24 protein-coding genes and 1 tRNA gene are annotated in these 26,434 nt (G+C 56.5%); 11 read left to right on the plus strand and 14 right to left on the minus strand.

Annotation, left to right across the window (positions count from 1 at the left end):
* The first annotated feature begins 4 nt into the window (after nucleotides 1-4).
* Together bcp and CIP100161_RS09290 are read left to right on the plus strand one after the other, a co-directional pair.
* Nucleotides 5-478, plus strand: coding sequence for a thioredoxin-dependent thiol peroxidase (gene bcp / locus CIP100161_RS09285; RefSeq protein ID WP_155873834.1), 474 nt, complete (start codon nucleotides 5-7; stop codon nucleotides 476-478).
* Nucleotides 479-1,123 carry a TetR/AcrR family transcriptional regulator gene (locus CIP100161_RS09290; protein WP_155873835.1) on the plus strand — a complete coding sequence of 215 codons (645 nt, stop codon included), beginning with the start codon at nucleotides 479-481 and terminating at the stop codon, nucleotides 1,121-1,123. It begins immediately after the preceding gene.
* Here the strand turns inward: CIP100161_RS09290 and acpS are convergent.
* From acpS to CIP100161_RS09305, 3 genes are all read right to left on the minus strand, one after another.
* Nucleotides 1,120-1,503, minus strand: coding sequence for a holo-ACP synthase AcpS (gene acpS, locus CIP100161_RS09295; RefSeq protein WP_155873837.1), 384 nt, complete (start codon nucleotides 1,501-1,503; stop codon nucleotides 1,120-1,122). The genes CIP100161_RS09290 and acpS overlap by 4 nt on opposite strands.
* Nucleotides 1,504-1,537: 34 nt before the next feature.
* Nucleotides 1,538-10,474: a type I polyketide synthase gene (locus CIP100161_RS09300; RefSeq protein WP_155873839.1), complete on the minus strand. Its 8,937-nt coding sequence runs from the start codon at nucleotides 10,472-10,474 to the stop codon at nucleotides 1,538-1,540.
* Nucleotides 10,475-10,652: 178 nt separating this feature from the next.
* Nucleotides 10,653-10,889 carry a hypothetical protein gene (locus tag CIP100161_RS09305; RefSeq protein ID WP_155873841.1) on the minus strand — a complete coding sequence of 79 codons (237 nt, stop codon included), beginning with the start codon at nucleotides 10,887-10,889 and terminating at the stop codon, nucleotides 10,653-10,655.
* Nucleotides 10,890-10,970: 81 nt separating this feature from the next.
* On the opposite strand from CIP100161_RS09305, the gene CIP100161_RS09310 reads away from it, so the two are divergent.
* From CIP100161_RS09310 to CIP100161_RS09315, 3 genes are all read left to right on the plus strand, one after another.
* Nucleotides 10,971-11,867, plus strand: coding sequence for a restriction endonuclease (locus tag CIP100161_RS09310; RefSeq protein ID WP_155873843.1), 897 nt, complete (start codon nucleotides 10,971-10,973; stop codon nucleotides 11,865-11,867).
* A gap of 145 nt (nucleotides 11,868-12,012) precedes the next feature.
* Complete coding sequence (locus CIP100161_RS12190; protein WP_232053144.1) at nucleotides 12,013-12,234, plus strand: hypothetical protein; 222 nt, start codon at nucleotides 12,013-12,015, stop codon at nucleotides 12,232-12,234.
* A gap of 132 nt (nucleotides 12,235-12,366) precedes the next feature.
* A complete protein-coding gene (locus tag CIP100161_RS09315) occupies nucleotides 12,367-12,741 on the plus strand; it encodes a hypothetical protein (RefSeq protein ID WP_155873847.1) in 375 nt (124 codons plus the stop codon).
* 233 nt (nucleotides 12,742-12,974) lie between these two features.
* On the opposite strand, the gene CIP100161_RS09320 is transcribed toward CIP100161_RS09315, so the two are convergent.
* Nucleotides 12,975-13,056 (minus strand) — tRNA-Leu (locus CIP100161_RS09320).
* Between the two features lie 92 nt (nucleotides 13,057-13,148).
* Between CIP100161_RS09320 and CIP100161_RS09325 the strand changes: the two genes are divergently transcribed.
* Together CIP100161_RS09325 and CIP100161_RS09330 are read left to right on the plus strand one after the other, a co-directional pair.
* The gene (locus tag CIP100161_RS09325; RefSeq protein WP_155873849.1) at nucleotides 13,149-13,523 is read left to right on the plus strand and encodes a hypothetical protein; all 375 of its coding nucleotides are present in this window, start codon (nucleotides 13,149-13,151) and stop codon (nucleotides 13,521-13,523) included.
* 27 nt (nucleotides 13,524-13,550) lie between these two features.
* Nucleotides 13,551-13,907 (plus strand): DUF3817 domain-containing protein, encoded by a 357-nt coding sequence (locus CIP100161_RS09330; RefSeq protein WP_155873851.1) that lies wholly within the window; start codon nucleotides 13,551-13,553, stop codon nucleotides 13,905-13,907.
* Between the two features lie 38 nt (nucleotides 13,908-13,945).
* On the opposite strand, the gene rdgB is transcribed toward CIP100161_RS09330, so the two are convergent.
* Genes rdgB through clpS form a run of 8 tightly spaced genes read right to left on the minus strand, consistent with a single transcriptional unit; the run spans nucleotide 13,946 to nucleotide 19,305 of the window.
* Nucleotides 13,946-14,563 carry an RdgB/HAM1 family non-canonical purine NTP pyrophosphatase gene (rdgB, locus tag CIP100161_RS09335; RefSeq protein WP_155873853.1) on the minus strand — a complete coding sequence of 206 codons (618 nt, stop codon included), beginning with the start codon at nucleotides 14,561-14,563 and terminating at the stop codon, nucleotides 13,946-13,948.
* Nucleotides 14,560-15,285 (minus strand): ribonuclease PH, encoded by a 726-nt coding sequence (gene rph / locus CIP100161_RS09340; RefSeq protein WP_155873855.1) that lies wholly within the window; start codon nucleotides 15,283-15,285, stop codon nucleotides 14,560-14,562. The genes rdgB and rph overlap by 4 nt, the downstream gene beginning before the upstream one ends.
* A 10-nt stretch (nucleotides 15,286-15,295) precedes the next feature.
* Complete coding sequence (locus tag CIP100161_RS09345) at nucleotides 15,296-16,063, minus strand: MBL fold metallo-hydrolase (protein ID WP_166443166.1); 768 nt, start codon at nucleotides 16,061-16,063, stop codon at nucleotides 15,296-15,298.
* A gap of 52 nt (nucleotides 16,064-16,115) precedes the next feature.
* The gene (gene murI / locus CIP100161_RS09350; protein ID WP_155873859.1) at nucleotides 16,116-16,913 is read right to left on the minus strand and encodes a glutamate racemase; all 798 of its coding nucleotides are present in this window, start codon (nucleotides 16,911-16,913) and stop codon (nucleotides 16,116-16,118) included.
* Nucleotides 16,910-17,482 (minus strand): rhomboid family intramembrane serine protease, encoded by a 573-nt coding sequence (locus CIP100161_RS09355; RefSeq protein WP_155873861.1) that lies wholly within the window; start codon nucleotides 17,480-17,482, stop codon nucleotides 16,910-16,912. The genes murI and CIP100161_RS09355 overlap by 4 nt, the downstream gene beginning before the upstream one ends.
* Complete coding sequence (locus CIP100161_RS09360) at nucleotides 17,479-18,411, minus strand: P1 family peptidase (protein ID WP_155873863.1); 933 nt, start codon at nucleotides 18,409-18,411, stop codon at nucleotides 17,479-17,481. The genes CIP100161_RS09355 and CIP100161_RS09360 overlap by 4 nt, the downstream gene beginning before the upstream one ends.
* Nucleotides 18,411-18,947: a DUF2017 domain-containing protein gene (locus CIP100161_RS09365; protein WP_155873865.1), complete on the minus strand. Its 537-nt coding sequence runs from the start codon at nucleotides 18,945-18,947 to the stop codon at nucleotides 18,411-18,413. Before CIP100161_RS09365 ends, CIP100161_RS09360 begins: the two co-directional genes overlap by 1 nt.
* A 16-nt stretch (nucleotides 18,948-18,963) precedes the next feature.
* A complete protein-coding gene (clpS, locus tag CIP100161_RS09370) occupies nucleotides 18,964-19,305 on the minus strand; it encodes an ATP-dependent Clp protease adapter ClpS (protein WP_155873867.1) in 342 nt (113 codons plus the stop codon).
* A 61-nt stretch (nucleotides 19,306-19,366) separates the two neighbouring features.
* On the opposite strand from clpS, the gene CIP100161_RS09375 reads away from it, so the two are divergent.
* From CIP100161_RS09375 to CIP100161_RS09390, 4 genes are all read left to right on the plus strand, one after another.
* Nucleotides 19,367-20,680 carry a nicotinate phosphoribosyltransferase gene (locus CIP100161_RS09375; protein WP_155873869.1) on the plus strand — a complete coding sequence of 438 codons (1,314 nt, stop codon included), beginning with the start codon at nucleotides 19,367-19,369 and terminating at the stop codon, nucleotides 20,678-20,680.
* Between the two features lie 31 nt (nucleotides 20,681-20,711).
* Nucleotides 20,712-22,679: an ATP-dependent DNA helicase gene (locus CIP100161_RS09380; protein WP_155873871.1), complete on the plus strand. Its 1,968-nt coding sequence runs from the start codon at nucleotides 20,712-20,714 to the stop codon at nucleotides 22,677-22,679.
* 1 nt (nucleotide 22,680) lies between these two features.
* On the plus strand, nucleotides 22,681-23,115 hold the full coding sequence (locus CIP100161_RS09385) for a GNAT family N-acetyltransferase (RefSeq protein ID WP_232053145.1): 435 nt from the start codon (nucleotides 22,681-22,683) through the stop codon (nucleotides 23,113-23,115).
* A 180-nt stretch (nucleotides 23,116-23,295) separates the two neighbouring features.
* The gene (locus CIP100161_RS09390; protein WP_155873873.1) at nucleotides 23,296-24,402 is read left to right on the plus strand and encodes an HNH endonuclease signature motif containing protein; all 1,107 of its coding nucleotides are present in this window, start codon (nucleotides 23,296-23,298) and stop codon (nucleotides 24,400-24,402) included.
* Here the strand turns inward: CIP100161_RS09390 and CIP100161_RS09395 are convergent.
* Nucleotides 24,386-25,093 (minus strand): aminoacyl-tRNA hydrolase, encoded by a 708-nt coding sequence (locus CIP100161_RS09395; protein ID WP_155873875.1) that lies wholly within the window; start codon nucleotides 25,091-25,093, stop codon nucleotides 24,386-24,388. The two genes, CIP100161_RS09390 and CIP100161_RS09395, sit on opposite strands and share 17 nt — an antisense overlap.
* Nucleotides 25,086-26,369, minus strand: coding sequence for a phosphoserine phosphatase SerB (gene serB, locus CIP100161_RS09400; RefSeq protein WP_155873877.1), 1,284 nt, complete (start codon nucleotides 26,367-26,369; stop codon nucleotides 25,086-25,088). The genes CIP100161_RS09395 and serB overlap by 8 nt, the downstream gene beginning before the upstream one ends.
* Between the last annotated feature and the right edge of the window lie 65 nt (nucleotides 26,370-26,434).

Consider the following 26,434-nt stretch of genomic DNA (forward strand, 5'->3'; position numbering starts at 1 on the left):
AACCATGACTGAGAACATTCGTCTTGCCGTCGGCGACACCGCGCCGAGTTTTTCGTTACCCAACGACGCAGGCTCCACCACCAGCCTCAGCGACTACTCTGGGCAACGCGTACTGGTCTATTTCTACCCACGCGCCAACACCCCAGGCTGCACCAAAGAAGCCTGCGACTTCCGCGACAGCCTCGCCCAGCTCAACGACCTCGGAATCGCCGTAGTAGGTATCTCCCCCGACAAGGTAGACAAGCTCACCGCCTTCCGCGACGACCACAACCTCACCTTCCCACTGCTCTCCGATACCACCAAGGAAGTCATGACCGCCTACGGTGCTTTTGGTGAGAAGAAAAACTACGGCAAAATTGTTCAAGGAGTCATCCGCTCCACCTTTGTGATCGGTGCCGACGGTCGCATAGAACTCGCCCTCTACAATGTGCGCGCCACCGGACACGTGGCCCGCGTGGTTAAAGAACTGACCAAGTAAATGTCTACGCCGGATTCCGCCAACCAGATCCTCCTGCCGCGCAGGCGGCCAGCACAGCAACGCAGCCGCGAAAAATTCGACCGAATCCTCGCCGCTGCCCGCGCTGTCCTTGTTGACGTCGGCTTCGAGTCATTCACCTTCGACGAAGTAGCCAAACGCGCCGAAGTCCCCATCGGAACCATCTACCAGTACTTTGCCAACAAGTACGTGATGATCTGCGAACTCGACCGCCACGACACCGCCGCCTCCATCGCGGAAATCCAGCGATTCTCCCAACAAGTCCCAGCCCTGCAATGGCCGGACTTCCTCAACGAGTTCATCGATCACTTATCGGTAATGTGGCGCGCGGACCCGTCGCGACGCAGCGTGTGGCACGCGATCCAATCCACCCCAGCGACCCGTGCCACCGCCGCCGCCACCGAACAACCCATGCTCGACATCATCGGCGAAGTGATGCGCCCCCTCGCCCCGCGCACCAGCCCCGAGCGGCGCCTCGAAATCGCAAGCCTGCTCGTACACACCGTATCCTCCCTGCTCAACTATGCCGTGCACGACCCCTCCTCCAGCGACGAGGTCTTTGAATCCCGCGTGGCCGAAATCAAACGCATGATCGTGGCCTACCTCTTCGCCGTCGCCACCGCCTAGCCCAACACGCACTGAGCTATGGCGTAATCCCCATCATGGCTAATACTCACCTGCGCAGACTCGATACCGCAGGCGTGAGCGACCTCCCCACGCGGCACCACCAGCACCCGTCCCCACGCGTCCGGTTGTACCTCAATCTCTGCCCAATCGACGTGATCTAACACCGGCGGCTTGCCATACAACGACTGCGACCACGCCTTAATAAACGCTTCTTTAGCAGCCCAGCGCCCCGCCAAATGCTCAGCGCGCCGCCGCCCCCGATAGCGCGACGCAACGCGTAACTCCTGGGTCGAAAACACCCGATCAAACTGCGTACCAGGCTGGTCTAACTGCTGCGCAAAAGAGGGAATGCACACGATGTCGGTTCCAATAACAATCATGCGCATTCCCTCTTCTCGCTTTTATGATCCAGCTTTAGGCTACTGGATCAACCACATACACACCGTCAACCAAACGGGCGGAATCATTCAGCAGCACCGCTGCCTCAAGTTCCTTACCACCATCGCCGAGGTTGCGATCCACCGGACGCTGGTACAGGGCAGCCTTACCCATCATCGCCTTGAGCAGATGACGCTGGCCACGCTCCTCCTTGGCATGGGCGGCTTCCTGCCACTGCTGCGCACTACCGCGCTGCGCAATCAGAGCCTCCACGAACGCCTGCGGGTGCACGATCGCAATGATCGCCGACACGTGACCGAAGCCCAGCGAGGTCACCAAACCAGCCTTCGCTGCGGTGCCCAGCTGCATAGCGCTGCGCAACCACACCAAATGCTTGTGCTCACGCAACACCGGATCCACACAATCCAGCGCCAGGTTGCCAGGAACCACACCGCTGCGCAGCACCTGGGTAAGCCCGATCATCTGGAAGGCAGCAGCACCACCCTTGGCATGGCCGGTCAGCGACTTCTGCGACACCACAAACATGGGATTGCCCTTGGTACGGCCCAACGCTTTGGCAAGACGCTCGTGCAGATCCGACTCGTTCGGATCATTCGCCGTGGTGGAGGTGTCGTGCTTAGACAACACCGTGATGTCATCGGCAGTCACACCCACCGCTGCCAGCTGGTGAGCCAACCGCGAATCCTTACCGCCACGGGCTGCACCCAACGCACCCAGACCAGGCGCGGGGATCGACATGTGTGCACCATCAGCGAAGGACTCCGCAAAGCCAATCACACCATGAACCGGCAAGCCGAGATCTGCGGCAAGCGAGCCACGTGCCAACAGCACGGTTCCGCCACCTGCAGCCTCCACGAACCCACCGCGACGACGATCATTCGCACGGGAGAAGAAGCGATCCTCAATGCCCTTAGCAGCCATTTCTGCTGAATCCGCAGTAGCCGCCATGTCACCGAAGCCGGTAATGCCCTCGATGGAAAGATCGTCAAAACCGCCGGCGACCACAAAGTCGGACTTGCCCAGCTTGATCTTGTCCACGCCCTCTTCCACGGACACTGCAGCGGTAGCACACGCAGCAACCGGGTGAATCATCTGGCCGTAGCCGCCAACGTAGGACTGCATCACATGCGCAGCCATCACGTTTGGCAGTGCTTCCTGCAGGATGTCGTTCTGGCGAGGCTCGGCAAGCAGGCCGTCCACATACAACGAACGCATGGATTCCATACCACCAAGGCCAGTGCCCTGGGTGGAAGAAACACGAGTTGGGTGGATCGCCGCCAACAACTCAGCAGGGCTAAATCCGGAGCTTAAGAACGCATCCACCGTGCACACGAGGTTCCACAGTGCCACGCGGTCTAGGTTGTCCACCATGTCGGCTGGGATTCCATAAACCGAAGGATCAAATCCCTCCGGAATCTGGCCGCCCACAAACCGGCTCATCGCCATACGACGTGGAACGCGTACCGCTGAGCCCGCCTTGCGGGTAACAATCCACTCCCCAGTTTCTGGGTTGTGTGCCACCGTGGTCAGCTCTGGCTCCGACTCCAAGAATGTCTTGGCAGCGGCCTTATCAGTGACCACAAAGCTGATGTCTTGATCCAAGTAGATCGTGGTCAGCTCTGGTGCGAGGTTATCCACCATGCCAAAGTCGTCGTGGTAGCGGCGCACACCCACGCGAGCCAATACCTCGTCGTGGAAGCGATCAAAGATGTCTTCTTCTGCAATCGCTTGATCATCTGCGTCGTACCAACCTGGGGTTGGGTCCTCATCCCAGTGGATAAGTCCCATGGTCCACGCCAGCTCAAGCACACCAGCGGCATTCAGATCGCCGGTGGTTTCTGCCTCAAAGCGGGTACGCGAAGAACCATATGGCCCAAGCTCCGCAGCGCCAACGATCACGACCATGTCATCGAGCTTCTGCGACACCTGTCCCGCAAAATCTGGTGCTGGAGCTGCCAGCTGGTGAGGTAGCGACGGCAACGCCTTGAGCTTCGTGCCAGCCTCGGGGTTATCGCCCTCTGCCTGCGGCAGCGTGGCATTGCGTGCCAACTCCGCAAGATCAAGCTCAGCCGTGCCCAAACCACCGGTGTAATCCACCTGAACTGGGGCAACCGCGGCACGCTGGCGAACCTCAGGCTCAACCTGCGCCACCAGCACCTTAGCGATCTCCTCCGTGGAATAGGTGGTCACACCCGCAGCTTCAACCGCTGCCACGAGCGGATCGTTGCCACCCATCAAACCGGTGCCGCGCACCCAACCGATCAAGATGTGCACCAGCGAGGTATCAAACTTCCACGCGTTTTCTGCACTCCAGCGGTTGACCAGCGCATCCAGTGCTGCCTTGGCCTCACCATAGGCACCGTCGCCACCGAAGCGGCCACGGTTAGGAGAACCTGGTAGCACCACGTGCAGGCGCTCGCCCACATGGGTGTTCACACCAATCTTGGACAACCCAGCGATCAGCTTTTCTACCGACCACAACAGCAAACGCATCTGCATTTCCGTCTGGTGGCTAGTATCTGCCAGCGAACCGCTCACGCGCGGTGCCGCGAATGGGAACAGCACGGTAGGAACCAGAGCTGGCTTAATCAGCACACTGCTGCCGTTAACGGTGGCGGTTTGTTCCGTACCAATCCACTCGATTAACGCATCGAGATCAGCAAACGAGGACAGGTTCGCTGGCACAATCCACAACGCCGCGCTGCCACGAGCAGCCGAACGATACAGATCCTTATAAAACGCCAGACGAGAATGGCTCAGGCTGGAGGTGGTAACCACCACGGTGGCACCTTCTGCCAGCAGCTCGGCTGTCACCGAGGCCGCAATCGAGCGAGGCGAAGCACCCGTGACCACCGCAATGTCATCCGCGTAGCGCAATGATGTGGTATTGCGTGCTTGACGTGCCAGCTCATCAAAGCCCCAGTACTCCGCCTGGGCGGCAACGGCCTCGCCAAGACCAGTCACATCAATCTCAGGAGCGCTACCCGACACCGCGGCCCGCGCAATGTCTTCACGAGCGCTGGCCCAACGGTCGTCGAGAAGCACCGCCTTGGTGGCGTCAAACGCTGGGGCAACCTGGCGTGGCCAGTCCGAACCCAACTCCTGCGACACCAAATCAAACAGAGCCGCATCCGCGTCCGCATCATCCAAAGAATCCATGCCAGCAGAAGCCGACAAGCCCAGGGAACTCAAAATCGTGCGCGCGGTGGTAGCCAACACGCCCTGCTCACCAGTGACATGCTCCGCGAACTCGCCCAATGCTGCTGAATCCACCACGGATCCGCCCGCGCCACCGGCCGTTGGCAACGCCACTGTAATACCGCGCGCCTGAGCAACCGACTGCACCGCAGCATCGATCAACTGATCCAGCTCAGCGGTATTCGACGGCGACGCAGGGCTCAACGTGGCCAGGTTCCCGCCGCGTAACGACGCCCCCTCGCGCGCACCCAGTACCACAGCAGCGGTGACGTGATCGCCCCAACCAGCGCCAAGTTCCCACGCGTTAGCCACGCGCTCCGAAACATAATTAGGACGCTTACCCGTAGGGCCGGTGAGACGTCGCAACGCATCATTGATCGCATCGCCCAACACCGGACCAAACGCCTTGTAGCCCTTCGTCATCCGCGACACCGTGGACTTCAGCTCCATGAGCTCCGCATCGGCTGCACCATCAATAGCACCCAAGCCGAACTCCACGCCCAGATCCAACAACAACTGGTTACGGCGTGAAGAAACACCCTCCACCAGCGTCTCAATCGAATCCGTAGCACCCATCTGATCAGGGCGAACCTTCGTCCACAACGCAATCAACATCTCAGTCGCATCCGCAGACGAGAAATCAATATCATCAGGGCGCTGCATCGGCGCAGCAGCCACCACCGGAGCCTCCGTAGGAGCAGCCGCCGTCGGGACAGACGCCGCCTCCGGCTCCGCAACTACCTCGACCTCAGGGGTTTCCCGAACCAACTCATCGGTAGCAAACACGACTGGGCGATCGCGCTCAACATTCAACACCTCAAGGTGAGCACCCGCATACTGCGGCAACGCCAACGTCTGACCCAACATGTTCGCAAGCGTTGGCGAGGAACCCACGCCGACCTCAACAAAGCGATCCACATCGCCGCGGATAATCAAATCCTGTGTTTCAATCCAGCGCACCGGCGACGCAAACTGCCACGCCAACAGCTCAACCAACAAGGTGCGCGCCAAACGAACCTCATTGCGGATCTCCTCATCGAAGTTCTCCAACGCAGCATGCAAAATCGGAGCGTCCACAACATCCAGCATCGCCTGAATAAACTCGCGAGTCACCTCGAACGGGCGCGCCACCAAGTTCGGAACATAGCGGCCTACCAGCGTGCTCAAATCAATCTCGGCTGGGATCAACGAGTCCAAATGCTCACGGAACGCACCCACACCATCCAACAAATGCGTGGAGTGGAACGGCACGTCAATACCAGGGATCTGGATAAAGGCACGCTTGCCCGGCGCGCGGGTTTCCGCGTCCGCAGCCAAGGCACGCAGGCCTTTCGACGTTCCCGCCACCGCATACTGTTTGCCGGCAATGTTGTAGTTGACGATCTCCAAGAACTCGCCACTTGCTTGGGCAACTTGGGCTACGTAGTCAAAGACTTCTGCCTCGCTCAGCCCCATCTTGTCGGGGCGAAGGGCTGCCAGACCGTAGTTGGAGTTGCCTTCGGAGTCGCGCTCCACAAGGCGGTGCATGGTCAATCCGCGCTGGTAGACGATCTCCACCACGTTTTCTAGCGAAAGCACCTCAGCATAGGCGGCCAATGCGTTGTACTCGCCCACCGAGTGGCCAGCAAACAGTGCCTGCTGGTTAAGCGCCTTCGCCTCTTTCATTTCGGCGATCTGGGCAACGCCAAGGGTAGCCATAGCCACCTGGGTGAACTGGGTGAGGAACAGCACGCCCTTGGGGTGCTGGAACGTCTCCCCAGCAACGCGAACCTCTTCGGGGTTGTTCTTGACGATCTCCACAATGGAGAATCCCAGATTCTCGCGGGTGTGCTTATCGGCACGCTCCCACACCGCACGCGCTGCGGCAGAACGCGCAAACCCATCCATGCCCATGCCTGGGTGTTGAATACCCTGACCTGGGAAACCATAGAACGTGGTCGGTGCGGCCATCACCGCGGTAGCAGTAAGAACCACGGTGCCATCGACTGTTGCGGTCACCTCGCGGACCTCGCCAGCACCTGGGCGGCTATCCACGCCACTGCGCTCGACAACAAACTCCACCTGCTGGCCAGGTAGTACCGGCGCCAACATGGTGGCGGTGTACTCGATTACCGTGCTGCCATCTTGGCTAGCGGTCAGTTCCGCCATGGCAGACGTCCACATGCCGTGCACGATCACACCATCGCTCATGCCTGCCAGTTGGGCGGCAACATCAGAGACGTGCAGTGGGTTGCGATCCCCCGACACCATCGCAAACGGCAACATCGACACGGGTGCGGTAACCGTGGCACTCGCGCGGAACGACCGTGGGGTATCCACTACAGTAGGCAACGCCGATGTGTTCGTGCGTGCCACAGCAGAACCATGGCGGCCGCGAATAGCCATGCGCTCGCTCAGCTTTGCCACCAGCTGCGTGCCGACGAACATCTCCGCGCGCACGATCACAATACGACCAATGGTGGTGTCGCTGACGTCTTCTGCACGAGCGGTGACGTCAATGTCCACCGGCTGCTCACTAGCACAGATCTGCGCAAACAGGTCATGGTCGACCACCGTGATGTGGTGCTCCAAGTGCACCAGCGACAGCATTCCCTCGATCACAGAATCATCCGTGTCAGGGATCTTCGCCTGAGTCACAGCCGCAAAAATCGCAGGCCACGCCTTACCCACCAGGATGTCCGGTGCTGGACCAGAACCTGTCACTTGCTCATAGTCCGCAACATGACCACGGTCAATGCTGGTCGTCGAAGTCACCTTATCGCCAGTAACCTCACCAAGGTTGCCACCGGCAGCGATACGAGTCAGCTCACCCATCGCCTCCTCAGCATCCGCAGTGGTCACCGCTGGAACCTGACCAGGCTTAGCCGGTGCCGTAATACGAATCGGCAACACCGCGTGCGTACCAGGAGCAGTAGAGCCCTCCAGCACCACGTTCAACAGTGCATGATCCTCGTCCAGCTCCACCAACGTGGCACCACTTGGATGGGTGGCACGGGTCTGATCCTCGGAAACCTTCCACTGCTCAGGTGCACCAACACGCTGAACAATGTTGCTCTCATGGCGGCCAGCCCAGTACGTGCCGCTAGCAGCAAGCACGCGAGAAACCACACGCACCGTGTTCTCACAGACCTGCTCGCCGGTAAGACGTGCCACGGTGGCTGCGTCGAAACGCGCCAAAAGATCCGCAACCGGCTCATCCACACGATCAATACCTGCAACTGCAGCAATGCCTGGGATGATAGCCACCTGATCAGCGCTATAACGCTCATCCTGCGACTGCCACAAGGAGTCCGAACGCCACCAGCGGCGAATATCCTTATCGATCACCGGCACAAAGTTCACCGGCTTGCCAGGAGTGCGCGCAAGCTCCAAGAACCACGCCACATCTGCAGGATGAACCAGCTGATCGATCAGTGGATAAGCCTTGGCCAACGCAGCAATCGCAGCGTATGGATCCTCATCCACACCCAGCTCCACGCTGGCGGCAAAACTACCGTGATCCTGCTGCGACAACCGAGCCTCCGCACGGTGCAGCATCTGCACGAAGCGGCCATGCCAGCTCACATCAGTCCACTCGCCCTGGTACGGGCCAGAAAGCTCAATGTAACGCTCCAACCAAGCGCGATACGTCATCTGGTCGAGGTCACCAAAAAATGGCTTCGCCGTCTTATCGATCGCCGCGATGATCTCCTCGCGACGTTTCGCCACCGCATCCGCGTCGCCAGCAACCTCATCCAACAACCGGCCGGCCTTGGCAAAGGAATTATCAATCTCGTGAATATCCGCACCCAGCTGCGAACGCCCCGAAGCCATACCATTAACAGCGCCACCGGCAGGGACCCAATCCTGAGAGCCCTTGGTATCCACCAACATCTGCTTCACAGCAGCAGAAGTCTTCGCTTCCTTCGTAGCCATCGCCGCAGTACCCACCAGGATGCCGTCGACAGGCATAGCCGGCAGATCATACGTCTGCGACCACTGGCCGGTGAGGTAATCCGCAGCACGCTCCGGAGTACCAAAGCCGCCACCGACACACAACACCGTGTTATCCACAGCACGGATCTGCGCATACGTAGCAATCAGCAGCTCATCAAGCTCCTCCCACGAATGGTGGCCGCCCGCTTTACCGCCCTCAACCTGAATAATCACCGGAATCTCCGGGATCTCACGTGCAATAGCCAACACCTTGGTCACATGCTTGACCGCACCAGGCTTAAACGCCACCCACGGGAAACCAGAATCGCGCAGCTCACGTACCAGCTCCACAGCCTCATCGTGCTCTGGGATACCTGCTGTGATCACAATGCCATTAATCGGGGCACCATGGGCACGAGCTTTCGGCACAAGACGCTTACCCCCCACCTGCATCTTCCACAGGTACGGATCCAAGAACATGGAGTTAAACTGCGCATTCATGCCAGGCTCAAGCAGCTGTGTCAATCGCTCAATGTTGCTTTCCAAGATCTCTGGGGTGACCTGGCCGCCGCCGGCAAGTTCCGCCCAGTGACCTGCATTGGCCGCCGCGGCCACGATCTCAGGGTCCACCGTGGTAGGTGTCATGCCCGCTAGCAACATGGGGCTAAGGCCAGTCAGCTGCGTGAACTTGGTGGACACCGCCACCTCACCGTTACGACGCACCAATCGTGGCGCAAACTTTTCAAAAGAAACCGGCAGCTCAGGGGCCGCACCAGCATCGAACAATGCCGCCTGGCCCTCGTTGCCACACACAGCAAACGACGCCACCTGCTGCCCCACCACAGCTTGGTTCGTCAACGACACCACGCCACCGTTCGGGCCGACGTCGAGAAGCCACTGAGCGCCCGCCGCCGTCGCCTGCGCAACCTCACCTGGCCAATCCACAGGAGTCACAATCACAGCCTGGGCTGCCCGGCGCGCACGCTCAGCATCAATGCCACACGCAGCGGCCATCTCCACGACCACATCAACGGCAGGGGCCATCGCGGAATGATGGAACGCCACCTCAACATCCAACGGCTTGATCACTGGCTCAAACGCACGACCGCCACGCAGCTTATTCTCAACCTCGCGGGCACTTGCTGCGGCCTGTGCCTGCAGAACCTCGATCACCTTCTGGTTATCCGAAGGCGTACCGACCAGCACAAACGTGGATCGCGCGTTGCGCAGACCGATCTCCGAGGCCACGCCCGCCGTAGCGATCGCATCCTCGAGCTGCTGTTGGGTTACACCCTCGATCGACACCATCGGACGTGCGTCGCCTGTCACCATCATGTGCGTGATCCGACCCTGGCGAGCAATCGCCGCACCAATGAGCTGGGAAATCGCAAGGATTTCGGCTGCGCGAGTCAGATCCGCATGGGCCATCACACCCAAAATGCCCTGCGAATGCCCAATGCTTACCACAGCTTTATCCAGATCCAAGCCCTGCTTTTCCAGCTGATCCAGCGTTGCCAGCTGTGCGGCCACAATGCCCGGCACGCTTAACGACGCCGCCTGTGTGTCCAATGTCAGCGATTCTGTGCGCGTCCACTCAATCGGCTTGAATCCCTGCGGCTGCCACGGTGCCAAGTAGGCTGCGGCAGGCTTGAGGATCTCAGCGGCCTCGTCGATGATCGGGGCGAGAGTTCGTGCAGCGCCCTGCCCAACAGAGCCGCGCAGCGTTTCCAGCCAGTCGAACCCTTGACCGGAAAATACCAAAGCGAAGGGTTGCTCTTCGAGGTTGTCGATCAACCTAGAGGTGGCCGCATGGCTGGTAAAGATGCTGTGTTCAGTCACCTGATTGTCTCTCCTGTAGTTACGGACCATCGTGAAGAAGGTTCTACCTTAAAAACTTTTGCCAGACTAATATGCCACAAAATATGAGGAAACTGTCATCTTTTTCGGGGTGGGTTGGGCCGCGACGACCTGCCGCATATCCCCTACCTTGATAATGAAGTTTTGCCCACAAACCTTTCTAGCTGCGGAAAAGGTCCTCAATCATCGACCGCGCTTGATCGATAACATCGCCAGTACTTTCGTCAAAAAAATCTTTTTGCGGCGTGTCATTTTCCGCCTTTTCACCCTCCGGTATGTCGCCAAACCAACGATCCGCCGGCAAAAACTCCTGACACCCATCCTCCGGCACAACTTCCGCGCGCTGAACCAAACCACGCTCACTCAAATACTGATCCAGATGCCGAGAAATACTCATGCCAGCAATGGTAACGCCAAGGTGAGGGTAAAATGAGTGAAACCCAAGGCGCGCGAATAGAAACAATGTGAAAATTGTTTTATGAGCACTGACAACACACCAACAATCGACCAGTTTCGTCCAGTCGTCCTCAGCGTACTAGCCGACGGCAGAGTCGTACCTTTCCGCGAACTATGTACAAAAGTCGCTGACTATCTCGGGCTGAGCACAGAGATACGCGCCGAACAGGTTCCTTCTGGGCAAGCACGCTATATCAATCGCATCAATTGGGCATGCTCAGGACTCACCCAGGCCCAACTTTTAGGACGCCCACAACGCGGCCATTACGCAATCACAGCAAATGGACGTGAAGTAGAGTCAAGAAAACTAAAAACCTATTCAGAAAAAGACATGCTCGAATGGCCAGCGTGGCGAACGTACCAAGAAGAAGTAGCTGCGCGTAAAAAAGACGATCCTGCAGGTAGTTCCATTGCCCCCGTAAACGAAGAATTACAAAGCCCCATTGAGGTTATGGCAAATAATGAGCAAGCCTTTAACTACAAAGTAGAGACAGAGCTCCGAAATCGACTTCAGCAAGCCTCTCCCGAATTCTTCGAAAAAGCTGTGATTAAACTCCTATGGGCAATGGGATACGGCGGAATTGACGGGATTATTAGCCAAGATGCCCTCGGACTTACCAACGTCTACATCCAAGCCAAACGATACTCAGATACAAACAAGGTCGGTGATCCTGAGATTCGTAACTTCATCGGATCGCTCGATGCACAAGGTGCAAACTTAGGTGTTTTCATAACCACCTCCAGTTTTCTTCCTAAAGCGCAACAATCAGCAGCCCGCTATCGCCATGGCCGTATCGTCCTTATCGACGGACAAAAACTCACCCGTTACATGCTGAATTATGGTGTTGCCATCCAGAAGAAGCAGGAATTTACACTCTACGAAATCGACGAAGACTTCTTCGATGAGGAAGACGCGTAACGCAACGTGACCCCCCTCTATCCACTTCCTACCGCAACCTTGAAGTGGTACAACATCGATATCAACGGCGAGTATTACCATAAAAGCGAAATTCGCAAGGCCGCCTATGTGTCCAATCCAAACGGCAAAAATGAGTATTTCTTCGATGCCACGTTGGTTTGCAAAACCAGTCAATCCATATTCAGACTCTGGTAAAGCCATCTCTGTCCGTAACGGTTCGGACATACTCGGATACATCCCTTTAGAGATCGCACCAGAATACTGCCCAGAAGTTGCGCGAATCTGCGCTAGCGGGCAACTCGCACGAACAGGAGCTCGTTTATGGGTATCCAATGACCTTTCAGTCCAGACAGTTATATGGATCTAAAAATAGCTCTATTAGAGCCAGGACTACGTTCCACCGTCTGGTACAGGAGCTATCTTTGTAACGCTTCACAAAGAAAACCTAGGTACCAAGAAACCTCGAATCGGCGAGCCCTCTAAGGTAACTGGAGAGAAAATGCTGCCAGCTATTGAGTATCTGGACTCACAAGGACTCAAAACGGTCTATTACGCACAAATTGAAGGCTCATCCATTACAGCAGAAGTGACGATACAAGCCTTACGCGCTAACGAGATCAATAATGCTGCGCTCAATCCCGAAACAACACCCCTATTACCTCTAGTCGAGTTTGATCCCAACACAGATGAGTGCAAAAGAGCTACCCCCTCCCAGCGTAGATACGTTCGAGGAAGAATTGGAAAATATTTGCCATTCAGCAAAGCACCCCGAATTGACTACGCAACGATTCAACAATGTGAGCAAATCCTTGCGTATTTTAATGAACCCACAGAACCGTTACACAAACAGGGTCGTGACTCTATGAAATTGTAGTGAATTCAAGATGTTCATAGTCGTCGCCTGCCTTTCACCCGTTCCAGTTTTAGGACCAGTAGTGGTCCTTAACACGAATCCAAGAACTCGACCTCAAGACTTCGAAAACCGCAGGACGCGAAAACCTCGCCAAAATGCCGACCATGGGTTTTTGTGTTCTTGAATTCAAGTTCTCGGAGCGACAGGGAAAACAAAAGCACCGCCTGATCAATTCAGGCGGTGCTGTCCTACTGTGCGCCCGGAGAGACTTGAACTCTCACGTCCTAAGACACTGGAACCTAAATCCAGCGCGTCTGCCAATTCCGCCACGGGCGCGTTGCTTCGACAAAGAATATACGTTCTGGATTACTTTGTGCAAATCCTCCTCCTCGTGGCTTTTCCGGCGGTTCGCGGTAGGGTTAGTTGCTGTGAGTACTAGCCCTGACCAACAACCTCGCCGTTTTAAGATCCGCTTGTGGCATGTTTTGTTCCTTGCAATCTTGGTGGCCTGCACGTTCGGCTTGGCGTGGTGGCAGTGGACCCGGTTCCAGTCTGGCACTGGCACATTCCAGAATTTGGGCTATGCCATCCAGTGGCCGTTTTTCGGTGGCTTTTTCGTCTACGCGTACCGCAAGTTTGTGGAATACGAGAACCAGCGTTTGCTGGGTGACGATGAGCTTTTTGGACCGAAGAAGGATATCGAATCGCCTACGGAAATCGATGAGTCTTTCCTCCCTCAGCGTAGGGAACTCACTGTGGAGGAATTCAATCGTTTGAATCAGCCTGAACGCCGGAAACAATAGGAAACAATAAAGGAGTTTTCTTTTCTCATGACTACCCCAACCATTCACCCTGAGCGTAAGCGTCGTGTAGCCCAAGCTTTGCGCTATTTTTCGATCGCCGCATGGGCAACCGGTGTCATGCTCCTTGTGCTGGTTGTCCGCATGGTCTGCCAGTACGGTTTGCACATGGAGATCCCTGAGTGGGCGAAGTACATTGCCCAGGTTCATGGTTTGTTCTACATCGTTTACCTGATCACGTCGTTGAACTTGGGCACCAAGGCGCGCTGGTCGCCGGTTAAGTGGCTGGTCACTGCCCTTGGTGGTGTGGTGCCGTTCTTGTCCTTCTTTGTTGAGCACTGGCGTCGTAAGGATGTGACTGAGACGTTCCAGTTGGATCGCAATTAAAAAAATGTGCTGAGGAGATCAATTCCTCAGCACATTTTTTATGCGTTGTATCCCGCGATGATGGGAACGAGTTGCTGGAGAGCTTTGCCGCGGTGTGAGATGGCGTTCTTTTCCGCCGGGCTCATTTCTGCTGAGGTGCGCCCTGTGCCGGCTGTATCTTCTTCAGCGGGTACGAACAGTGGGTCGTAGCCGAAGCCGTTGGCGCCGCGGGGTGCGGTGAGCATGCGGCCTTCCCAGCGGCTTTCTACAACGTGTTCGTCGCCGTCGGGGGTCACGAGCGCACAGACGGACACAAACGCCGCGTGTCGACGCTCCTCTGGTACATGTTTCATCTGTGCCAGCACCAGCTCGTTGTTGGCTGCGTCGTTGCCATGTTGTCCAGACCAGCGAGCAGACAGTACCCCTGGCATTCCGTTGAGCTCTTCGACGGCGAACCCAGAGTCGTCGGCAATCGTGATGAGCCCGCTGTGGCTAGCGCCGGCACGGGCTTTGATCAAGGCGTTGTCGGCGAAGGTGCGGCCGTCTTCCACGGGCTCGTCGTAGGCGTCGATAGCCGAAAGCGGCACAACCTCGACACTGCTCAGACCTGCGTTTTCCAAGATGGTGCGCAGCTCGCCGAGCTTCTTGGCGTTGTTGGAGGCTACGAGTACTTTCACAGTTCCAAGGCTGCCTTCTGTGCGGCGAACAGTTCTTGGCATCCCTTGTGTGCGAAGTCCAAGATCACAGCCAGCTCGTCACGATCAAAGGTGTTGTGCTCGCCGGTGCCCTGGATTTCCACAAAGCGATCGCCCTGCATGATCACGTTCATGTCAACGTCTGCGCGGGAATCTTCCTCATAGGGCAAATCGAGACACACTTGGCCATCGATCACACCGACAGACACCGCAGCTACTGGTGCCTTAAGAGGATTACCAGGGACTACGCCTTGTTCTTTGAGCACCGCGATGGCGTCGGCAAGGGCCACGTATGCGCCGGTGATCGAAGCGGTGCGGGTGCCACCGTCGGCCTGCAAAACGTCGCAGTCGATGTTGATGGTGTTTTCACCAAGCTCGCCGAGGTCAACAGCGGCACGCAGGGAGCGCCCAATCAGACGAGAAATCTCATGGGTGCGGCCCTTGACCTTGCCGCGCATAGATTCGCGAGCATTGCGCTCAGCGGTGGCAGCTGGCAACATCGCGTATTCGGCGGTGAGCCAGCCTTCGCCGGAGTCACGCTTGAAGCGAGGCACACCGAGCTCAACGGAGGCGGTGCACATCACGCGGGTGTTGCCGAACTCTACAAGAACGCTGCCGGCTGGGTTAGAGGTAAAACCGCGGGTGATTTTAACAGTACGCATCTGGTCGACGGCGCGGCCGTCTGCACGAGAAAAATCAGTCATGCGGTTTACGCTACACTGTCAGCTCCAGACCGTGCTCGCCAACGAGGACCTCACCGTCAAATTCGGTGCGTGCCGCAGCAAGAGCCTCGCTGGTGTCACTCCATGGTGGGATGTGCACGAGCACGAGTTTCTTCGCACCAGCAAGGCGCGCCAACCGACCAGCCTCAGCACCACTCATGTGCATGTTCGGGGCTTTGCCTTCGCTGGTAGCTCCCCATGTGGCCTCGCACAGAAAAAGGTCAGCGTCGCGGGCACAATCGATCAAGTTTTCCGCGTAGGCTGCGTCACCGGAATACGCGATCACTTTTCCGGTGCGTGTTTCCTTCAAACGCAGCGCATAGGAATCAATGGGGTGAATCGTCGGCCATGGGGTGATGGTCACCGCGCCAAAGAGTTCTTCCTTACCAGGCTCCCACGGGATGAACGCGAACGTATCCGACATGTCATCCACTTTGTCGATGGAATTACTGCTGAGCCGGCCCAACACCACTGGCGCATCCTTCGGGCCGCCACAAAGGTTTCGTCCCGGCGCGGGCTGCGTTGGGTGGAAGCGACGCCACACCATCAGCGCAGGGAAATCCATGCAGTGGTCGGCGTGCATGTGTGAAAACACCACGTGGGCGTCGTTGGGGTCCTGAATCCGTTGGAGTTCGCCCATCACACCGTGGCCAAAGTCCATCGCAATGCTCGGGGAATTCTCGAACTGAATGAGGTAGCCGGAGGAAGGATTGTCTGGCGCACCTACGCTTCCAGAACTTCCGAGAATGGTCAGCTTCATGCTGCTAACATTGCCACGTTTTGATGTAAAAAGTGAACACAAGGAACACACATTACATACCCGCGAATTTTTCCACGTGCGTCACATGAGGCCCCAAGAACCGCTCCGCTAACTGTGCGAATAGCACCGGATCCCCTGTCGACTCGAAGGTTCGCACAGGCGTGGAATCCTCGCTGGCCAGCATGTCTGTCATGCTCAAGGTTTTCAGCACATCTTTTGCGGTTTCTTCTGCCGACGACACCAACGTGACGTGATCGCCCATCGCCAGCTGAATCACCCCCGTCAGCAACGGGTAGTGGGTGCACCCGAGCACCAAAGTATCCACGCCTGCGGCTTGCAGAGGTTCCACATAGCCTTGGGCCACACCCAAAATCTGGCGGCCCGAAGTAATACCGCGTTCCACAAAGCTGACAAAGCTTGGGCATGCTTGCGCGAACACCTCCACCGAGGGGCTGGCCGCAAAAAGTTCTTGATACGCCCCCGACTTGATCGTGCCTTCTGTACCAATCACACCGATTTTCCCGTTGCGAGTTGTCGAGACTGCCCTGCGCACAGCGGGAAGGATCACACCCAAGACGGGGACGTCGAAACGCTCCCGTAAATCCCGCAAAGCTGCCGACGTTGCCGTGTTGCAGGCAATCACGATCATCTTACAGCCGCGGCGCACCAGCTCCTCGCCGATCGCCAGCGACAACTCACGAACCTGCGCAATCGGCTTCGGACCATAGGGGCTATTGGCAGTGTCCCCGATATAGATCACCGACTCGTTGGGCAGCTGTTCCATGATCACCCGCGCCACGGTCAACCCGCCGACGCCAGAATCAAAAATCCCGATCGGTGCGTTATTCACTGCAATTCCTTCCTACGCGGTTTCGGATCATCCGACGAAATAGCAGCACCCGCTACTACCCCGCCAACAGCCCCAAACAGGTGCGCCTGCCACGACACCCCTGGCTCCAGCGGCAGCACACCCCACACCAAGCCGCCATACATAAATGCCAAGACCACGCCAAGCGCCGCCTGTGCGAGACTGCGGTTAAACATCCCTCGCACCACAAGATACGCCAGCCAGCCATAAATCATTCCCGATGCACCAATATGGCTTGTGCCGATGCCACCGAAAACCCACGTACCTAACCCGCCGAGCACTGCTACGATGAACGTCACCTCCCAGAACGCCCGCTTGCCGGACAGGCCGACGAGGAACGCAAAGATCGCGCCGGGAACAGTGTTGGCCATCAGGTGCGCTTGGCTGCCATGGATGAATGGCGAGGTGAAAATATGCCACACGCTGGGAATATCTAACGGATGGATGCCGAGGATCTGCGCTAGGTAGCCGCCAAAAAATACGATATTGATAACGTGGACGGCCCAGATTGTTATGACATAGCCAAGGGCTGCAAGCACGCCTGTTTTCATTGAGTCACCGCGATTTCCGATAGTGCTGTAAGTCCATAGGCCGATGTTGCATTGACCACCGCGGACACGATGGCTTGGGCTACCACTTCCGCAGCCGCGCGCGATAGCTGTGCCAGCGTATCGACGTCCACGCCAGCGCCGTCACCCGTCGAAATGGCAAACAGCGTGTCCCCGTCCAACGGCGAGTGCGCAGGTCGGATTGCCACAGCAATCCCGTCGTGGCCGACCATGGCGAGCCGTTGCGCTTGTGCTTTGGTTACCGGCGCATCAGTGGCAATCACACCAATAGTCGTATTGAGCTTGGTTTCTAGACCCTTGAGCTGGGAGAACTTCTCCGGATCTACGCGCATGTCAGGATCAGCCCACATCCGCCCAGTGCTCCGATCCACCACGGATCCCACTGGATTAGCCACCACACCAGCGGCAACCACATAATCTCCCACGCGTTGCGACGCCTGCCCGAACCCACCTCTGAGCACCCCCGCGGTAGCAGCGCATCCAGCGCCAACCGAGCCCACTGCGGTGGCCGAACCGCCATCAAATGCGTCTTGCACTGCTGCTTCTCCATCGGCAGCCGTTGGACGGTGGCGCGGATCCCCTACTAGTAGATCAAAGATGACAGCCCCTGGCACGATGGGCACACTTACCCCACCTGGCACGGGGAACCCAATGCCACGCGAATCGAGTGTGCGCATCACGCCATCAGCAGTGGCAAGACCGAATGCGGATCCTCCCGATAGCACCACCGCATGCACTCGCTGCACTGTGTTGTGCGGCTCCAACAGATCTGTTTCTCTCGTACCTGGTCCGCCACCGCGAACATCTACCGCGCCGATTGCAGACTCAGGTGTTACCACCACGGTGCAGCCAGTATCGCCAAGGCTGCGGTGACCGACGAGTACGCCGGGGACGTCGATAAGCCCGCCCATTAATCTAACGACCCCATCATCGCCGTGAGCAGGGATTCCTGTGCAAAAGCAAGCCACTCGACGAGCGCGTCACGATCTTCCGTATCCTGTACCTCACTCGAAGCTAGGTACAGGCGAATGTCGTTGAGACCAGCCACCCACGCTTGGGCTTCCTCCTCGGTGACGGTGACGAACACGCTGCCGTCTGGCCCGAGCGCTTGGCCAATGGTTTGCAGGTTGGCGAGCTTGGCGCGCGTGATGTCGTTTTCGTGAAGACTTCGCAGCAACGAATTGTCACCGTCGAATTCCTCATCACCTTCCATCTCGAAATCAGGCAGCAAACGTGCAAGACCCGGATCTTCCGGAGCTTCCGTATGCCCACCACCCATGCCAGTTAACTCTGCCAGTTCATCTTTGGGCGCCGACTGTGCTCTGGAGATCAGAACCTCCGACACATTTGCTGCTAGATTTCCCAGCACTTCCCGTTCAATAGGTTCAAGCGTGCACTGAAACCGTGCCCCCTTGAACAGGCCCTTTTTCTTTTTCCAGGCTTCCACGCCGGTTTGTCCTTTCCTAGCCGCCTTGCTGCATGGTGGCCCATAGGCCTGCGGTATGCAGCTTTTTTACGTCGGCTTCTACTTTGTCTCGTTCACCGGAAGAGACAACTGCTTTGCCTTCGGTATGCACCTGCATCATCAGCTCAGTGGCTCGCTTTTTGCTGTATCCAAGAATTGTTTGAAACACATAGGTGACGTAGCTCATCAGGTTGACTGGGTCATCCCACACGATGCACATCCACGGCAGATTTTCGCTGGATGCCACTTCGACAGACATTTCCTCATCAAGGGAGGGGGTAGCCATGTGTGAAGAAAGCACCACGTCAGGGGCATTCACGTCATTCGTCGCGCCATACATAGTTCACCAGCCTAGTAGGTATTGCCACCGTCACGTTGTTTCGGGGGCTAAGCTGTGAGTCGTGACTCATAATCAATCGACTGCGCTTCTCACCGACATGTATGAGCTGACCATGTTGCAATCAGCGCTTGCCGACGGCACCGCAGAGCGCCAATGCACCTTCGAGGTCTTCGGCCGACGCCTCCCTAACGAACGACGCTACGGCGTTGTCGCAGGTACACCCCGTGTTCTCGAAGCGGTTCAAAACTTCCGTTTCACCGAAGCTCAGCTTGCCAGCCTGACCTTCCTCAACGACACCACCCTCGAATACCTGCGCAACTACCGTTTCACAGGGCATATCGACGGCTACCGCGAGGGCGAACTGTACTTCCCACATTCCCCCATTTTGACCGTTCGTGGCACCTTCGCAGAATGTGTGATCCTGGAAACCGTCATCTTGTCCATCATGAACGCTGATTCTGCTGTAGCCACCGCCGCCGCCCGCATGGTTACTGCGGCTGATGGTCGCACCATCATCGAGATGGGTTCCCGCCGCACCCACGAATACGCTGCCGTTACCGCAACTCGTGCGGCCTATCTGGCAGGATTCAGCGCTACGTCCAACCTCGAAGCCGTCCACCGCTATGGCATTCCAGGTTCTGGCACGGCAGCGCATGCGTGGACCCTCCTGCATGTCAATGAGGATGGCACTCCTAATGAGAAGAGTGCGTTCGAATCGCAGGTGAAAGCCCAGGGCACTGGCACTACATTGCTCATCGACACCTACGACATCGCTCAAGGAGTACGCAACGCCATCGAAGTGGCTGGCCCAGAACTCGGCGCCGTGCGCATTGACTCCGGTGATCTTGGCGTGATGACTCGCAGGGTCCGCCAAGAGCTGGATAATCTTGGTGCTCATAACACTCAAATCGTGGTCTCCTCTGATCTGGATGAATATGCCATTGCTGGTCTTCGCGGCAATCCGGTTGATGTTTTTGGTGTTGGCACATCTGTTGTTACTGGTTCCGGCGCCCCTACAGCAGGCATGGTGTACAAACTTGTCGAAGTAGATGGCAACCCCGTCTCCAAGCGTTCTCGTGGCAAAGGCATGCTCGGTGGTGCTAAGCGTGCAGCACGTACTCACCGTGCGTCTGGAACCGCTGTGGAAGAACTCGTGTTCCCCTATGAACATCCGGTTCCCCAGGTTGGCACCCTCACGTCGGTAGAACTCACCATTCCACTCATGCGTGATGGCGTGGTCGTGGAGGGGCTTCCTACTTTGGAAGAATCCCGTGCTTACTTGGCCAAGCAACTCATCACCATCCCCTGGGAAGGCTTGGCACTAAGCCGCGACGAACCTGTCTTGGCAACGCGCCATGTGGGATTCGATCAGTAACTTTTAGCTGCCACGCCGTACCATATTCGGCATGAGTTCCGTTTCCCCATTGGTAGTTTCCACTGACGAACTTCTCAGTGCAGCCGTTGCTGCATTGGGAGGTTCTACGCGTAAAGGCCAAGTTTCGATGGCCAACGCCGTGACCAATGCTTTGGAAACGGAACGTCACCTCGCTGTTCAAGCTGGGACCGGCACGGGAAAGTCGCTTGCCTATTTGGTTCCGGCGATTCGGCATGCCCAAGCCACCAACACCACAGTTGTAGTTTCTACCGCAACGATTGCCCTGCAGCGCCAGCTCGTCGACCGCGATCTGCCACGTCTGGCGGACGCTTTGGAACCGCTGTTGGAGCGCCGCCCTACTTTCGCCATCATGAAGGGTCGCGCAAACTACCTGTGCATGAACAAAATAGCAGCAGCTGAAGGCCCAGAAGATGCTTTGATTGATGAAGAAGACATCTCGTGGTTGGGCAAACATGTTGCGCGTATTCATGATTGGGCCAACGACACCGAAACCGGTGACCGTGACAACCTCGAACCGGGTGTTCCTGATCTGGCGTGGCGCCAAGTGAGCGTTTCTGCTCAAGAATGTATTGGTGCCTCGCGTTGCCCTCATGGTGAAGATTGTTTTGCGGAACGAGCCCGCAAAAAGGCACATGAGGTCGATGTGATCGTAACCAATCACGCATTGCTGGCGATCGATGCCTTGTCTGAGGTCAATGTATTGCCCGAGCATGATGTTGTGATCGTGGATGAGGCTCATGAGCTCGACGGCCGGATCACAGCCGTGGCAACCAACGAAATCGGTGTGACAGCGCTGTCGATGTCTGCACGACGCGCCGGCAAGCTCGGTGCTAATGGCAAAGACGAAAAAGTTGTTGATATCGCTAAAGAATGGGAAGACGAGATGTTGACCATTGAGTCTGGTCGTATCACTGATCTTCCCGATTCGTTGCGGTCCCAGCTGGTATCCCTTCGTGATGCCCTGTGGTCCCTGCGCGATCAGGTCGGACACGCTCCTGACGGCGAGGCTGCCAACGATCCTGAACGGCATGCAGAACGCATGTCCTTGTCTAACCACCTGAACGACCAGCATGATTCCGTCGTCCGTATCTTGGAGGTGTTCGAAGCAGAAGACCCCAGCACGCATGAGGATGTAGTGTGGGTCATCCACGACGAGCGTCGAGGTGTCATGCTCAAAGTCGCACCACTGTCGGTCGCTGGACTCCTGCATACCCGCCTTTTCGGAGAAAACACCGTGGTCTTGGCGTCGGCTACATTGACCATTGGCGGCAATTTCAATGCCATGGCTGCTAGCTGGGGTTTGCCCAAAGGAACTTGGGATTCCCTCGATGCTGGTACTCCTTTTGATCCAGCAAAGTCGGGTATTTTGTACACAGCCCGGCATCTTCCTGACCCGGGGCGCGATGGGCTTTCGCCAGAAACGCTTGATGAAATCTACGATTTGATCATGGCTGCAGGAGGCCGCACGCTGGGCCTGTTTTCTTCCAAGCGAGCAGCTATTCAAGCTACCGAGGAGATGCGCAAGCGATTGCCTTTCGACATCCTGTGCCAAGGCGATGACTCGACGGGCGCCTTGGTATCGCAGTTCTCCAAACAAGAAAACACCTGTTTGTTCGGCACATTGAGTCTCTGGCAGGGAGTAGACGTTCCTGGTAAGTCGTGCTCCTTGGTAATTATCGATCGGATACCGTTCCCACGCCCCGACGACCCACTGTTGCAAGCCCGCAAGGAAGCAGTCGATGCCGATGGCCGGAACGGTTTCATGGAGGTGGCAGCTACCCATGCGGCCTTGCTCATGGCACAAGGTGCTGGCCGTTTGCTGCGCCACGTCACGGACCGCGGAGTCGTCGCAATTTTGGACACACGTATCGTGAAAAAACGTTACGGTTCCTTCTTCTTGTCCTCCCTGCCTGCTTTTTGGCGCACAACAGATTCTTCTGTAGTCCAAGGTGCTTTGAAACGATTGGTTCAAAAGTAAAATGTGGACTACGCACGCTCTTCCGATTCTGAGTAACAAGTCGCTTATCCTGCAAAAACTCCAGACCGAAGACACGCCTCGGTTAGTTGAACTGGCCCAAGATCCAGCTATGCGTGATTTCACAACAATCCCCTCCCCTTTTCCTGTGGAAAACGCCCTAGAGTTCATTTCTTCTAGTTCAGTTCCCACCGATTCTCTTATTCGATGGGCAATCGCGGCTGTGGATAAGCCCAGTACCTATCTAGGTACTATTGAGATGCATGTTCAGTCCCCCATTTGCGTCGATATTGGTTATTCGCTTCACCCCCACGCCCGCGGCCTCGGCATTATGCCGAAGGCTGTAGGGGCTAGTAAGCGACTACGCATTGTCCGTCGGATTTCACCGCGTCGAAATCAAGATACGTACCACAAACATTGCTTCTCGACGTACCACTGAGCGCGCCGGAGCAACTTTCGAAAGTATCGCACATAAAGCCGAACTCCATCGCGGATCCATCTATGATTTAGCAATATACTCCATCACTTTTTAGACTACCCCCATCTGTTCGAATGCTCTTTCGGTTGTTGTGATTCTGCGATACACTTGCAACCAACATGAACAACCAGGGGCCACATCATGAACACCACAGGGGATACAACCAACACACAACCGTTCTACAGTCACTGCGACATGAACGACCCACTATGTCGTGCACAACGACTCCACACCCAATTCGACTACCACCGCTGGCACAGCCTCCAACCCGATGACAACGACGACGTCGACACCTACACCGCAGACATCGCCACCCGCATCGGCAAAACCCAACGCTACGTCTGCGACCACCTCGACGCCATCTACTACCTCACCCAACTCCCACAACTACACACCCTCTACCAACAACTCTGGCACCTCGACGACACCCGACTGATCGCCATCACCAGAATCATCTCCGCACTACCAACCACTTACTTTGATGCGATCGATGCCCATCTCACGCGCTGGCTTACACCCACGCAACCCGCACAAACCATCCCTAGCACCAGGGCTATTATTCGATTTTTACGCAAAACCATCACAGCTCTTGGTTATCACCTCGACAACACCCGAAAACCAGAACAATACCTCTACGTCTACGATGCTGGACACGGACTGGCAGGTATCGATGCTCTCATCCACGCCGGTGTCGCAGAACTACTCGAGACCACCCTGCGTAGCATTAAAAAGACCCACGATTGTGATGACTCCACAGCCTTACAACTACTGTTAGAGGATAAAACCAGTGTGGTGATCAACGTCTACGACACTGGTACTGGAATTACCTACACTCCACAAGGAACGGCCTTGCCGACGGTGCCTGAGCATGCTGTTATTCGTGTGCTTGGTGATGTTGATACTGCTGTGGTGGCCGGTTACCGGTTTACGGAAGCGATGCGTAGGTTTATTCAAGGTCGTGATGGGGTGTGTCGTTTTCCTGGTTGTGGGGTGTTAGCGCAGTGGTGCGATATTGACCATGTTGAAGAATATGGTCATGGTGGTGTTACTGGTGCTGTTAACGCCCAGTGTTTATGCCGACATCATCATAATATGAAGACGTCTCGTCGGGTGGATTGTGAGATTGATGCTTATGGTGTGGTGTCGTGGCAGATCGGTGATCGTACGGTGGTTACCACACCAGAGGGGGTGCTAGCGGGGCAAACGTTTAGGCAACGCAGAGAAAAGAAAATCAAAAAAGCGGCGTAGGTAAAGCCACCACAGTCAATGAGCTAGGAGCTACTTCTGTAAAACCAGCATCGATTACATGAACAGCACCCACCTGCTCTGCTGCCTTACGGAACACATCAGGCTCAACTTCCCGCACACTCAGGCGGTAGCCTTGGCCTGCCCAACGCTCAACCCACTCAAAAGGTTGCGCTGCGGCAAGAAGCATCGACCCATGCCCAACTTGGGCTGCCGTCTTTCCTACAGACATACCCAAACTGCGGTCCACATACAACACCGGCCCCTCAGCGGGATCGGCAGGCGAATCGAAAGGAATATCGGTATGAGAAATCTGCAGTTTCTTCAACAACGGATCCACCGAATCCACAGGCCCTGGCACAAAAGCGCGAGCCTCTGCAGAACCAGACACCGAGGAAACCCCAGGAAGCGTCGTCACGCGCTCCCAAGCAGCGTTTCTGCCACGGCGCGCCACCTTCCGAATGCGATGGTCGTACCATTGCTGCAACCGGTTGCCATACCACTCATCCGTCACCGATTCCTCACTCAAACAACACGCAACAACCGCCTGGGCTGCAGCCTGCAGAATCTCGGAACGCGCAGGAGGATCATTTTTCGGAATATGCAACGCGATCTGCATGGCCTGAACAGTAGGATTGTCTTCCGTCAGCGACATCGACCGCAGACGATCATAGGCAATACGTAGGTTACTCATGCGGTTCCAAAGGCACGCGACGAGACTTCCCATCAGCGTCGATCTCATCACGGGTAATACCCAACATGTAAAGAACCTCGTCCAGGAACGGAGTATTGACCGAGGTGTCAGCGATTTCTCGCAACGCTGGTTTGGCATTAAACGCAATGCCCATGCCGGCTGCTGAAATCATGTCAATATCATTCGCACCATCACCGACAGCGACAGTCTGATACATCCGAAGCCCAGAATCCCCAGCAAACTCACGCAAAAACTCTGCCTTAGCCGCACGGTCCACGACCTTGCCGATCACGCGGCCCGTCAGCTTGCCATCCACAATCTCCAACGTGTTAGCGCGAATATAATCAAGATCCAAGTCCTGAGCAAGATCTTCCAAAACTTGGATAAACCCACCCGAGACCACAGCTGTCTTATAACCCAAACGCTTAAGAGTGCGGATCGTCGTGCGCGCACCAGGAGTGAGCTCGATGTCGCGGGCAACTTCGTCGATAACAGAAGCGTCCAGCCCAGCCAAAGTCTTCACACGCTCGCGCAAAGACTCCTCAAAATCAAGCTCCCCGCGCATCGCACGCTCGGTGACCGCCGCAACTTCTTCCTCCCTGCCAGCATGCGCAGCCAACATCTCAATGACCTCGCCAGTAATCAAAGTGGAGTCACAATCGAAACACACCAAGCGCTTCGAACGGCGCTGCAAACCAGCACGCTCGATCACGATGTCAACACCGAGCTCAGTGGTAAGTGCAGCCAATGCCTTTCGCAATGGTTCCGCCGCACCAGGGGCAGGATCTGCAACCGTCACTCGCAACTCGAGACCAGTCACTGGATAATCTGAAATTCCACGAATGCCATCAATGTTGGCACCAAAATCAGCCATTGTTTGGCCAATCTTCCAAATGTCCTCGGCACCTACCGGATTACCCAAGATCACTACCACATGCGTCGAACGAGGACGCGAAACCTCGGTATGGGATTCTACGGACAGGGAAACAGATTGACCATGCACGCTCAAAGTGTCACGCAAACCCTGCTCAACAGAGTCAATCATGTCGGGTTTAATACCGGCATACACTGCAATACTTAAAAACCCACGGAACTTAGACTGTTCCACGTCGAGGATCTGCACACCGTTCACAGAAAGAACTCGGAAAGTTGCAGCAGTAACACCATGGCGGTCTGCGCCAGTCACCGTAATAACAACTGGGGTGAGGTCTTGGCGCAGCGGAACTGAAGTTATTGGAAAAGTCACGTCGCTATTGTCGCATGAGCTGTGACTCATATCCCATCGTCACCCCTGTACTGGGTAGCACAAAAACGAGGACCTAGGAAAACCTAGGTCCTCGT

The organism is Corynebacterium rouxii, assembly GCF_902702935.1.
GTDB classification, from domain to species: Bacteria; Actinomycetota; Actinomycetes; order Mycobacteriales; family Mycobacteriaceae; genus Corynebacterium; species Corynebacterium rouxii.